At 63.5% G+C, this 11,717-nt stretch carries 9 protein-coding genes; 5 read left to right on the plus strand and 4 right to left on the minus strand.

Annotated features, from left to right (window positions below):
- Positions 1-39: 39 nt before the first annotated feature.
- The 4 genes from AC0L2P_RS03810 (at position 40) to pdeM (ending at position 4,567) form a co-directional block, all read left to right on the plus strand.
- Positions 40-390 (plus strand): MarR family winged helix-turn-helix transcriptional regulator, encoded by a 351-nt coding sequence (locus AC0L2P_RS03810; RefSeq protein WP_473499909.1) that lies wholly within the window; start codon positions 40-42, stop codon positions 388-390.
- Positions 353-1,264, plus strand: a complete 912-nt coding sequence (locus AC0L2P_RS03815) for a C40 family peptidase (protein WP_473499910.1) — start codon at positions 353-355, stop codon at positions 1,262-1,264. Before AC0L2P_RS03810 ends, AC0L2P_RS03815 begins: the two co-directional genes overlap by 38 nt.
- 67 nt (positions 1,265-1,331) lie before the next feature.
- Positions 1,332-3,854 (plus strand): ligase-associated DNA damage response DEXH box helicase, encoded by a 2,523-nt coding sequence (locus tag AC0L2P_RS03820; protein ID WP_473499911.1) that lies wholly within the window; start codon positions 1,332-1,334, stop codon positions 3,852-3,854.
- Positions 3,851-4,567 carry a ligase-associated DNA damage response endonuclease PdeM gene (gene pdeM, locus AC0L2P_RS03825; RefSeq protein ID WP_473499912.1) on the plus strand — a complete coding sequence of 239 codons (717 nt, stop codon included), beginning with the start codon at positions 3,851-3,853 and terminating at the stop codon, positions 4,565-4,567. The genes AC0L2P_RS03820 and pdeM overlap by 4 nt, the downstream gene beginning before the upstream one ends.
- 2 nt (positions 4,568-4,569) lie before the next feature.
- Here the strand turns inward: pdeM and AC0L2P_RS03830 are convergent, their stop codons facing one another.
- From AC0L2P_RS03830 to AC0L2P_RS03840, 3 genes are read right to left on the minus strand one after another with little or no spacing between them, the layout of a single operon-like run.
- Positions 4,570-5,505: a dimethyl sulfoxide reductase anchor subunit family protein gene (locus AC0L2P_RS03830; protein ID WP_473499913.1), complete on the minus strand. Its 936-nt coding sequence runs from the start codon at positions 5,503-5,505 to the stop codon at positions 4,570-4,572.
- An 11-nt stretch (positions 5,506-5,516) separates the two neighbouring features.
- Positions 5,517-6,251 (minus strand): 4Fe-4S dicluster domain-containing protein, encoded by a 735-nt coding sequence (locus AC0L2P_RS03835; protein WP_473499914.1) that lies wholly within the window; start codon positions 6,249-6,251, stop codon positions 5,517-5,519.
- Positions 6,248-9,178 (minus strand): molybdopterin oxidoreductase family protein, encoded by a 2,931-nt coding sequence (locus tag AC0L2P_RS03840; RefSeq protein ID WP_473499915.1) that lies wholly within the window; start codon positions 9,176-9,178, stop codon positions 6,248-6,250. The genes AC0L2P_RS03835 and AC0L2P_RS03840 overlap by 4 nt, the downstream gene beginning before the upstream one ends.
- A 280-nt stretch (positions 9,179-9,458) precedes the next feature.
- On the opposite strand from AC0L2P_RS03840, the gene AC0L2P_RS03845 reads away from it, so the two are divergent.
- Positions 9,459-10,361, plus strand: coding sequence for a LysR substrate-binding domain-containing protein (locus tag AC0L2P_RS03845; protein WP_473499916.1), 903 nt, complete (start codon positions 9,459-9,461; stop codon positions 10,359-10,361).
- Between the two features lie 5 nt (positions 10,362-10,366).
- On the opposite strand, the gene AC0L2P_RS03850 is transcribed toward AC0L2P_RS03845, so the two are convergent.
- The gene (locus AC0L2P_RS03850; protein ID WP_473499917.1) at positions 10,367-11,623 is read right to left on the minus strand and encodes an Hsp70 family protein; all 1,257 of its coding nucleotides are present in this window, start codon (positions 11,621-11,623) and stop codon (positions 10,367-10,369) included.
- Positions 11,624-11,717 lie beyond the last annotated feature (94 nt).

Genomic DNA, 11,717 nt, shown 5'->3' on the forward strand with positions numbered 1-11,717 from the left:
TGAAACGGAACCGAAACAATTTTCCGCCATGCTGGACGGATGTCGATTATCATGCGTCCAAGTCAGGCCTTGCGACTATGGCAACAGGTGGTGTTATCCGAGGTGCGTGACGACGCGGCCGATCTCACCATGCGCCAGACGGCGATCCTGTTCACCATCTATCTCGATCCGCCGCCGCACACGGTCCGCGGGCTCGCCGCCCGCCTCAACGTCACCAAGCCGGTGATAACCCGTGCGCTCGATACGATGGGGGCGCTGAAACTGGTCTCGCGCCACCGCGACGAGCTCGACAAGCGCAACGTGCTGGTCAGGCGCACAGTCGAAGGCGCGCTCTTTGTCGAGCGCTTTGGCGATGTTATCATTGCCAGAGCTCAAGAGTTGCCCATTTGAACGAGTTGCCGATTTGACCGCCAGGGATGCCCGCCTCCATGCCTTCCGCTCCGATCTCGCCGACGCCAGGCTGAAAGGCGAGGTTTCCGCCGACCGTTTCGTCGCCGGCCGGCCGGCTCGCATATCATCCTCCGTGGCCGATGTCCGCAAAGCTCCGCGCCCGGATGCCGGCGTTGATACCCAGATTCTGTTCGGCGAAGACATCCTCGTCTTCGAGGACGTTGAGGGCTGGGCCTGGATACAGGCCGAGCGCGACGGCTATGTCGGCTATGTCGCCGACAGCATGCTGGGCGGCCGGGACCATGCGCCAATCCATGTTGTCTCGGTGCCGCGCACCTTTCTCTATTCAGGACCCGACTTGCGCTTCCCGGTGAGCGCGCAGCTCTCGATGGGATCGTTGGTGACGGTGACGGGCTCAGCCGAAACGCGCGGCACGCACTATGCTCTGCTGCCATCCGGCGAGGCGGTCATATCTGGCCATCTCAGGCCTGTCGCCGACGTTGCCCCGGACTACGTCGCGGTCGCCGAGGCGTTTCTCGGCACGCCCTATCTGTGGGGCGGCGTCTCCGGCTTCGGCATCGATTGTTCCGGTCTCGTACAACTTGCAATGCATATGGCTGGCAGGCAAGTGCTGCGCGACACCGACATGCAGGCGGCGACCGTCGGTGAGCCGCTCGACCCCGGGCCGGATTTTGCCGGGTTGCGGCGCGGCGACCTGGTCTTCTGGAAAGGCCACGTCGCAATCATGACGGACCCGGAGACCATGATCCACGCGAACGGCCACACCATGCTGGTGTCGCGTGAAGGACTGAGGGAGGCGATCGCCCGTATAGGTTATCTCTATGGCGGCCCGACCGGGTTTCGCCGGCCGTAACGCGAATCGATCACCTTTTGTTCTGATTGTCCTTGGCGATTGCGCGTCGCCGCGCTACCTCTGGCGCGTGACAGAGCAGCCGCGCCTTGCCGAACAGAATGCCGCCGTCGTCCTGCCCGAGCCATTCGTCAAATGGTTTGCGGAAAAGGGTTGGTCGCCGCGCGTCCACCAGATCGATTTGCTGGCCAAAGCCCAGGGCGGGCAGTCGGTATTGCTGATCGCCCCGACCGGCGCCGGCAAGACGCTGGCCGGGTTCTTGGCATCGCTGATCGAACTGGCCGGCCGATCGAGGAGAAGGCCGGGGCAGGCGCATCGAGGCATCCATACACTCTACATCTCGCCGCTGAAGGCGCTGGCCGTCGACATCGAGCGCAATCTCGGCAAACCTGTCGAAGAAATCGGGCTGCCGGTCACCGTCGAGACACGCACCGGTGACACGCCCGCTCACAAGCGCCAGCGCCAGAAGCTGGCGCCGCCCGACATTCTCCTGACCACGCCCGAGCAATTGGCGCTGCTGATCGCCGCGCCCGATGCCAGGCGCTTCTTCGAGGACCTGCGCTATGTCGTGCTCGACGAATTGCATTCGCTGGTGACCTCGAAGCGCGGGCATCTCCTGTCGCTCGGGCTGGCCCGGCTGCGCTCGTTTGTGCCCGCCCTGCAGACGATAGGCCTGTCGGCGACGGTCGCCGAGCCCGACGAATTGCGGCGCTGGCTGGTCAGCCAGAATCCGCCGGGGCCGATGGCCGAACTGATCGTCGTCATCGGCGGCGCCAAGCCCGAGATCTCTATTCTCGATTCGGAGGAGCGCGTGCCCTGGGCGGGACATTCGGCCCGTTACGCAACGCCGGAGATCTACAACGAGATCAAGCGCCACAAGACAACCCTGCTGTTCGTCAACACGCGCAGCCAGGCGGAGCTGCTGTTCCAGGAGTTGTGGCGGGTCAACGAGGACACCTTGCCGATCGCGCTGCATCACGGCTCGCTCGATGTCGCCCAGCGCCGGCGCGTGGAGAAAGCGATGGGCGAGAATGCCTTGCGTGCGATCGTCGCCACCTCGACGCTCGACCTCGGCATCGACTGGGGCGACGTCGACCTGGTCGTCCATGTCGGCGCGCCGAAAGGTGCCAGCCGGCTGGCGCAGCGCATCGGCCGCGCCAACCACCGTATGGACGAGCCGTCAAAGGCGATCCTGATACCGGCCAACCGCTTCGAGGTGCTGGAATGCAGGGCGGCGCTCGACGCCAATTATCTCGGCGCCCAGGACACGCCGCCGCTGGTCGATGGCGGACTCGACGTGCTGGCGCAGCACGTGCTGGGCTGCGCCTGCGGTGCGCCTTTCCATCCCGATGACTTGTTCGAAGAGGTGCGGACGGCAGCACCCTATGCCGATCTCGATCGGCCGACATTCGAGCGCGTCGTCGATTTCGTCGCCACCGGCGGCTATGCGCTGAAGAACTACGAACGCTACGCCCGTATTCGTCTCAACAAGGACGGGCTGTGGCGGGTCTCAAATCCTCGCGTCGCCCAGCAATACCGGCTGAATGTCGGCACGATCATCGAAGTGCCAGCGCTCAACGTCCGCTTCGTCCAGGCCGGCAGCAGAGGCGCGGCTTCGCGTGGCGGCCGGGTGCTGGGCAAGATCGAGGAGGCGTTCCTCGAAACGCTGACCCACGGCGATACCTTTATGTTCGCCGGCAAGGTGCTGCGCTTCGAAGGCATCCGCGAGAATGAGTGCTTCGTCTCGAACGCGCCCGGCAGCGACCCCAAGGTGCCGTATTATGGTGGTGGCAAATTCCCGCTTTCAACGTACCTAGCCGAACAGGTCCGCGCCATGCTGGACGATCCGCAGCGCTGGAAGAAGCTGCCGGAGCAGGTCGCAGACTGGCTGCGCTTCCAGGCCGACAAGTCGGTGCTGCCGAAACGCGACGATCTGCTGATCGAGACCTTTCCGCGCGGCAACCGCTACTACCTTGTGGCCTATCCGTTCGAGGGCAGGCTGGCGCATCAGACGCTCGGCATGCTGCTGACCCGCCGGCTCGACAGGGCGGGAGCCAAGCCGCTCGGCTTCGTCGCCACCGATTATGCGCTTGCCATATGGTCGCTGGCCGATATGGGCCACATGTTCAGGGCGAAGAAACCGTCGCTGGCTCAGCTATTCGATCAGGACATGCTGGGCGACGACCTCGAAGCCTGGCTCGCCGGCAGCTGGTTATTGAAGCGCACCTTTCGCAATTGCGCGCTGATCTCGGGATTGATCGAGAAACGCCACCCGGGGCAGGAGAAGAGCGGCCGCCAGGTAACCGTGTCGACGGATCTCATATACGACGTACTGCGCAGCCACGAGCCCGACCACATCCTTTTGCAGGCCACGCGGGCCGATGCCGCGACCGGTCTGCTGGATGTCAGCAGACTTGCCGAGATGCTCTCGCGCGTCCAGGGCCGAATCATGCATAAGAACCTCGAGCAGATCTCGCCGCTCGCCGTGCCGATCATGCTGGAGATCGGCAAAATGCCGGTGCACGGCGAGGCCGATGACACGCTGCTGATGGATGCAGCCACGCTGGTCGAGGAGGCGATGGGGACGAAATGACTGTCGCGCTGGCCATGGCTGCGCCTCTGGCGGATGCGGGGTCTGTCCATATCGCCGGTGAACGCGCGATCTGCGACCGTCGCGGCGTGCTCTATTTTCCCGAATTCCGGCTTCTGGCCGTGTCCGACCTGCATCTGGAAAAAGGCTCCTCACTGGCCAGGCGCGGCACGCTGGTCCCACCTTACGACACCGGCGCGACGCTGCTCCGGCTGCAGGCGGTGATTGCCGATTATCAGCCTGCGATCGTCATCAGCCTAGGCGACAGTTTTCACGATGGCGGCGGCGCCGCGCGCATGCACGCGAGCTTTCGCGAAAGGCTGGAAGGGCTGATGGTCGGGCGCGACTGGTTCTGGGTCGCGGGCAATCATGATCCTGAAGCGCCGGCCGACCTGCCCGGCGAGACCGTGCGCGAGCTGGCCATAGGCTCGCTACTCTTCCGGCACGAGCCCTCAGCGGTGAGAGTGGAAGGCGAGATATCAGGTCACCTGCATCCTTGTGCCCGCATCGTGCAGCAAGGCCGGTCAGTGCGGCGTCGTTGCTTTGCCGGCGATGGCGGCCGCATGATCATGCCGGCCTTCGGCGCCTACACCGGTTCGCTCAATCTGCTTGACCGCGCCTATGCCGGGCTGTTCCGCCGCGAAACCCTGATGGCCTACATGCTCGGCACCGAGCGCATTTTCGCAATCTCCCACGCGATGCTCAGGCCAGGCTGAACCTATCTGCCGTAGTACAAAGTGACGGTGTGCTTGGCCTCGGCGAAGAACAGCCAGCGCTCGACCAACATGCCCGCGAGTTGGGCGATTGCGGCGAGTATCGACGAAGCCACCGCATAGCGCCACGGCAAGGCGAACGCCGCGACCAGCAGTAACGCGGGCAAAGCAAAGGCCAGCACCTGCGTAATCTGGCGGAGTTTAGCGCTGTGCTTGCGCGCAATGCGAAAGCCCATCTCCTTGAGCAGGTAGTTTTCTTCGGTGTGCGGCCATTCGATGGACCGCACCGTGCCGCCGCCCAAGCCCGTTGCCGTGTTGGTCGTGGTCGGGATCTCCAGCCGGTCGTTGTACCGCCAGGTCACCAGCTTCCAGCCCCAGCCGGCAAGCGTTGCAAGCAGCGCGCACGCCAGCACGGCCGCCGAGCCGACGCCGAATCCCTGCAGCAAGGCGTTAAGTAGCATGCAGCCGGTCATCGCCGAAAAGATCAAATAGCCGGGCAGGGTGAAGCGGCTGTGCCACTGGGCGATCGGCTTCAACGACGCATAGATCATGCCGGTGGTGGAGACGGTGGCGACCGCGCCGAGGGCAGCGAGCAGCCCGGCGACAGCCACCCAGCCGCTCGTATGGCCGAGGACCACCCAGCCAATACCGAACAGTCCCGCCGGCACGAAGGTGGCGACCGAGGCAACGCCTTCGCGCGACAGCCATGAGCTACGCCATTGCGAGAAGGCACGCCAGGCGCGTTCGGGCCGGCCGAGATGGCCGGCCGAGGACAGCAGGCCCGCCGAGATCAGGCCAAGCGCCAGTCCCATGCCGGTGAGGCCAAGCCAGAAATCGGGCGGGACAAAGCCCTGTCCGGCGAGCACGCCAAGCAGCGCGAGCAGGCCGTAACCGGCGCCCGTGGCGGTGGTGAAAAGGACGACGGAGAACGCTGGATGCATGAAGGCGCTGGTCAGTTCGAAAGCATGCGGTCGACCCAGCCGAGGAAGCCGCCTTCGGCACGCACCGTTTCAAGCGGCGGCGCCGGCACCGATGCGGCGCGGGTGGTATGGGCGCGCGGCGGCAGATATTTGTTGGTCGGTTTGTAGCCCATCTCCGGCATCAGGTCGACGCCGCCGCGCTCGGTCACCAGTTGCGAGATAGCCGATGTCGGATCGCCGAGATCGCCGAAATGCCGCGCGCTGGTCGGGCAGGCGGCGACGCAGGCCGGCACGCGATCTTCTTCCGCCAGATTGTCGTTGTAGATGCGGTCGACGCACAACGTGCATTTCTTCATCACGCCAACATCGGTGTCGAATTCGCGCGCTCCATAGGGACAGGCCCAGCTACACAGTTTGCAGCCGATGCATTTGTCCTCGTCGACCAGCACGATGCCGTCCGACGCCCGCTTGTAGGAGGCGCCGGTCGGGCAGACCGTGACGCAGGCCGGTGTGTCGCAGTGTAGGCAGGAGCGCGGGAAGTTCACCGTACGTCCGCCCATCTCGGTCATGTACTCATAACTGTGCACGCGGTTGAACCAGACGCCATCGACATTGCCGCCATAGGGGTCGATGTCGGTTAGCGGCGCCATATGGCCGCCGGTGTTCCATTCCTTGCAGGCGGTAACGCATGCCTGGCAGCCGACGCAGGTGTCGAGATCGATGACGAGGCCGAGCTTCTTGTCGGTGTGAGCGGGAAGGCAAGTCATTCGGCAGCCTCTCTCTCCCGGCGGAATTCCGCGCCGAAACTGAGTTTGTCGGGCGAGGGCTCAGAGTGCGGCGGCTGTCGGAACCGCTCGAACTGCGGTTCGGTGAAGCCAGCTTCCTCGGCCGCGCATTTGACGATGCGCACGCGCAGGTCGAACCACGCCGCCTGGCCGGTCACCGGATCGGAATTCGAATAACGTTTGCCGCTGGTATCGGCGGAGGTCAGGTCGCCGATGATGTGGTTGAGCAGGAAGCCGCGATTGGATTCGGCCGCGTCATTCTTGAGCCCCCAGCTGCCGCGCCGTTTGCCGATCGCATTCCAGGTCCACACCGTATCGGCGTTGACACCGTCGACCAGCTTGATCTGTCCCTTGACCTTGCCGTTGATGCTCTCGATCCAAACCCAATCGTCGTCGACAAGGCCGAGGCCGGCTGCTGTCCGGCAGTGCACGAACAGCCGGTTCTGGCTGGTGATCTGCCGCAACCACGCATTCTGCGAACCCCAGGAATGATACATGTGCATCGGACGCTGCGTCAGCGCGTGCAGCGGATAGGCTTGGCTATCGACCGCCGCCTCTTCGAAGGGTGCGTACCAGAACGGCAGCGGATCCATATAGGTCTCGACCCGGCTGCGCTCCGCCTCCGGCGGCAGCGCCCGGCCATGGCCGCGCGCCGCGAGGCGAAAGCGCTGCATCGGCTCGGAATAGAGTTGGAACACGATCGGCTCGGCCTTCGGGAGGAAACCCATGCTCTCGGCGAATTCGAGATACGAGCGGTTGGCCATTTTGTAGTAGCGCTGATCGGCGGCGAAATTCTGGTGCCAGAAGCCGCCATTATCGACGTAGCGGTGCAATTGGTCAGGATTGACCTCGCCCTTGCCGACCGAGCCCCCATCCTTTCCGCGCCAGCCGGCGAGCGGACCGACACCTGGCGTGCGCTCGTGATTGACGATGTAGTCGGCATAGTCGCGGTATTTGGCGGAACCATCGTCGTCGACGAAGCCGGGCAGGCTGAGCCGCGCGCCGAGTTCGATCAGCACCGTCTGGAACGGCCTGACGTCGCGGTCCGGCTCGATGACGGGATGGCGGATCGCGTCGCCCGGCCCGTCGGCGTGGCTGATCGGCCGGTCGAGCAGACTGATACAGTCATAACGCTCGAGATAGGTCGTATCCGGCAGCACCAGATCGGCAAAAGGCACGGTCTCGGAATAATAAGCGTCGGAATAGATGATGAACGGGATCTTGTACTCACCCGATTCATCCACATCGGTCAGCATCGCCATCGTCTCGACCGTGTTCATCGACGAGTTCCAGGCCATGTTCGACATGTACATGAACAGCGTGTCGATCGTGTAGGGATCGCCGGCCCATGCATTGCGGATGACCGTGTGCATGAGGCCGTGTGCTGCAAGCGGCGCATCCCAGGAGTAGGCCTTGTCGATGCGAATGGGCTTGCCGCCTTCATCGATCAGCAGGTCCTCCGGTCCGCAGACGAAGCCGAGAGGCATGCCCTCGAGCGGCGTCATCGGCTTCACATTCTTGCCGGCTGGCTTCGGACCCGGCGGTGCACACCGTGGATAAGGCGGTTTGAAGCGGAAGCCGCCCGGCACGTCCACCGTGCCGAGAAGCACCTGAAGCAGATGAATGGCCCGGCAAGAGTGAAAACCGTTCGAATGGGCCGAGATGCCGCGCATCGCATGCATCGACACCGGGCGGCCCTTGATGGTTTCGTGCCGGCGGCCAGCCCAGTCCGTCCAGGCTACCGGCAATTCGATTTGCTGTTCGAAGGCGACATGAGCGAGTTCTGCGGCAATGCGTCGGATAGTGTCGGCGGAGATGCCGCACCGGTCAGTGACGGCTTCCGGTGAATAGCTCTCGTCCAGATAGCGGTCGGCGACGAGTTGGAAGACCGGCACGCAGCGGCGGCCGTCGACGAGAAAGCTGCCGGTCAATGCCGGTTTCACATCGGCATTACTGGCATCGATAGGCATCGTCGCCACCCTGTCCCAAGCCAGTGGATTGCCGCCATCATCACGCATGAACAGCCCGTCGTCGGCAGCACCAGGCTCCTGAATGACGAGAAGATGGGCGTTGGTGTAGCGCAAGAGGTAGTCGAGATCGACGCGCCCTGCCTTCAGCAATTCGTGGATGAGGGCAAACACGAACAGGCCGTCGGTGCCGGGCCGGATGCCGATCCAGTCGTCGGCAATTGCATTATAGCCGGTGCGGCAGGGGTTGATCGAGACCACCTTGGCGCCGCGCGCCTTGAGCTTGCCGAGGCCGATCTTGATCGGATTGGAATCATGGTCCTCGGCAACCCCGAACAGCATGAAGTATTTGGTGTTGTCCCAATCAGGTTCGCCGAACTCCCAGAACGAGCCGCCAATCGTGTAGAGGCCGCCGGCTGCCATATTGACCGAGCAGAAGCCGCCGTGGGCGGCAAAGTTCGGCGTGCCGAATTGGCTCGCCCACCAGCCGGTCAACGATTGCGACTGGTCGCGCCCGGTGAAGAAGGCGAGTTTCTTCGGATCGGTTCGGCGGATATTCGAAAGCCGCTTCGTCGCGATCGACAAAGCTTCCTCCCACTCGATTTCGCGGAACTCACCCGAGCCGCGCGGACCGGTGCGCAGTAGCGGCTTCTTCAGCCGGGCCGGGCTGTAATGCTGCATGATCCCGGCGCTCCCCTTGCCGCACAGCACGCCGCGGTTGACCGGGTGGTCCTTGTTGCCGTTGATGTAGCGGACCTTGCCGTCCTTGATGTGGACGTCGATGCCGCAGCGGCAGGCGCACATGTAGCAGGTGGTCTTGGCGATGCTGTCGGAGACATCAGGCGACGTATCGACGCCGTCGCCTTCAGCGGGCGCGCGCGTATCGGCAAGCGGCCGTTGGGATGGTGCTGAGTTTGCGCCGCGTAGCGGTTCGTTGGTCATGATCCGGCGATGCTTTTGCGTTCCGCGGCCTTGGCTCTTGTCTTCGGGCCTGGGCCACGCATGTAATGCTGTTCCGGACGATAGCGTTCACCGACGAGTCGCCACCGCAGGCTGCGGGTCCAATGCGTGAACACGGATTTGAACAGCCTCACCAATTTCTACCCTCGACTGTTCTGGTGCGACTTTTTTCCAGTTTCGGGCCAAAATTTAGAACAAAGCAATCGATCTGTCTAACAACTTGCTCTTGTAATTCCAATCGGATTTGCTTCTTAATGCCGGCATGACTCTGGACCAATTGCGGATCTTCGTCGCCGTAGCCGAACGGGCGCACATGACCAAAGCGGCCGAGTTGTTAGGCATTTCTCAGTCGGCCGCGTCGGCCGCCATCCGCTCGCTCGAACAGCAGCACGGCGTCCAGTTGTTCAACCGAGTGGGCCGCAATATCGAGCTCGCCGAGACCGGACACCGATTCTTGCCCGAGGCCAAGGCGGTCCTCGAGCGGACGGCGGCCGCCCATAATGTGCTGGAGCATGTCTCGCAGACAATATCAGGCAGTCTCTCGATCGCTGCCAGCCAGACCATCGCCAGCTATTGGCTGCCGCGCCGGCTCGCCTCTTTCCACGAAGCCTATCCTGCCGTCAGGCTGAGCGTGAGCATTGGCAATACCAGGCAGGTCGAGACCAATGTGCTTGATGGCGCAGCGGATTTTGGCCTGGTCGAGGGGCGCACCGAATCCGACATTTTGCGGCGTGCCAAGGTCGATATCGATCGCATGATGCTGGTCGTGGCGCGCTCGCATCCTGAGATCGCGGAAGTTTCGCCTGGACATCCGGACCTTGGCGGGCTTCGCTGGATCATTCGCGAAGGCGGGTCGGGCACGCGCGAGGCGCTGGAGGACCTTGCCCGACGCGACGGGATTTCGTTCGCGGACCTGCAGATATTCCTGGTATTGCCGAGCAATGAGGCTATTCGCCAGGCAGTCGAGGCCGGCGCCGGCGCCACCATCATTTCGGAACTCGTCGTGGCGCGCGCGGTCGCCGAAGGTACCCTGTGTTCCGTGCCGATCGATCTGCCGAAGCGCGAATTCGCCATGATCACGCATCGCGACCGGCAGCCAAGCCTGGCCCAGATGGCGCTCAAGGCGCATCTCGGCGGCAAAGGTGGGAGAGCCGCGCCGTTTTAAGCCGATCAGCCGAACTTCCGCTGCGCGTCGAGCGCCAGCCCAAGTCCGACCGAGCCGAACACATCGCCTTCGATTACCGACGCCTGCGGCACCAGAGCCAGGATCTGCTGTCTGGCCAGCGGGATTGCGGTCGATCCGCCGGTCAGGAACACCGCCGTGATGTCGGAGGGCTTCACCTGCGCGTCGCGGACGGTCTGCTCGACGGTCGCTGCAACGCGCTCAATATCCCGAGCGATAGTGGCTTCGAGACCTTCGCGCGTGATCTCTGCCGTGAACCTCACCTCAGGCAATGCGACCTCGATATCGGCGGACGATCGGTCCGTCAGCTCGATCTTGGCCCTTTCGACGAGCGCCGCCAGCGCGTGGCCGTAACGATGCTCGACGATGTGGATGAAGCGGTCGACCAGGTCCGCGCGCTCCGCCTCGTAGCGGATCTGGCGAAGATGCGTCATCGCCCTTGCGGTGTAGACCAGGTTTATGCGCTGCCATGTCGCCAGGTCGATGAAGTAGCTCGCCGGCAGATTGCGCTTGCCATCCTTGGTCGGCGTCAGATAGCCGAGCTGCGGCATCACATGGGCGATGCTCAGCAGCCGGTCGAAATCGGTGCCGCCGATATGGATGCCGCGGCTGGCCAGGATGTCGTCCTTGCGGTCGAGCGAGCGGGCGCGCTCGGGCGAGACCCGCACGATAGAGAAATCGGACGTGCCGCCGCCCATATCTACGATCAGCGCCAGTTCCTCGCGCGTCACCTTCTGCTCGTAATCGAGTGCCGCCGCGATCGGCTCGAATTGGAATGCGATATGCTTGAAGCCCTGAGCGCGAGCGGCATTTTCGAGTTCGTGCTCGGCCTCGGCGTCGGCCCCGGCATCGTCGTCGACGAACTGTACCGGCCGTCCGAGCACGACGCTTTCGACTGTGTCGAGGGCGTTTTCTTCAAGCTTCTTTTTCAGGTGCCCGACAAACAGGCCGACAATTTCCATGAAGCCGACCGAGCGCGCCTTGATGCGCGTCTTTTCGTGAGCGAGCGAGCTGCCGAGCACGCTCTTCAGCGAGCGCATCAGGCGGCCTTCGATACTGTCCGTATAGTTGGCAATGGCGCGTCGCCCAAAATAGGTGCGGTTGTCCTCGAAATTGAAAAACACCGCACTGGGCAGCGTGACCTGGCCGTCTTCCAACGCCACCAGCCGCGGCTGCCCGTTCCTGACCACGCTTACGGTGGAATTCGAAGTGCCGAAGTCGATACCGGCAAATGCTGGTCGCATCGTGCGTTCCTGTATTTCTGATTTGGGGAGCAGCAGCTCGTGTCGGGCCGGGGGTCGCGGTCTAACCCATACCCTCGGAAAGGGAAACTACTTT

The organism is Mesorhizobium sp. WSM4836 (assembly GCF_055811815.1).

Bases quoted from the DNA above. Each gene is read 5' to 3' on its own strand.
- AC0L2P_RS03830 (WP_473499913.1), bottom strand. From the start codon at position 5,505: ATGCATCCAGCGTTCTCCGTCGTCCTTTTCACCACCGCCACGGGCGCC.
- pdeM (WP_473499912.1), top strand. From the start codon at position 3,851: ATGACTGTCGCGCTGGCCATGGCTGCGCCTCTGGCGGATGCGGGGTCT.
- AC0L2P_RS03810 (WP_473499909.1), top strand. From the start codon at position 40: ATGTCGATTATCATGCGTCCAAGTCAGGCCTTGCGACTATGGCAACAG.
- AC0L2P_RS03815 (WP_473499910.1), top strand. From the start codon at position 353: ATGTTATCATTGCCAGAGCTCAAGAGTTGCCCATTTGAACGAGTTGCC.
- AC0L2P_RS03835 (WP_473499914.1), bottom strand. From the start codon at position 6,251: ATGACTTGCCTTCCCGCTCACACCGACAAGAAGCTCGGCCTCGTCATC.
- AC0L2P_RS03845 (WP_473499916.1), top strand. From the start codon at position 9,459: ATGACTCTGGACCAATTGCGGATCTTCGTCGCCGTAGCCGAACGGGCG.
- AC0L2P_RS03840 (WP_473499915.1), bottom strand. From the start codon at position 9,178: ATGACCAACGAACCGCTACGCGGCGCAAACTCAGCACCATCCCAACGG.
- AC0L2P_RS03850 (WP_473499917.1), bottom strand. From the start codon at position 11,623: ATGCGACCAGCATTTGCCGGTATCGACTTCGGCACTTCGAATTCCACC.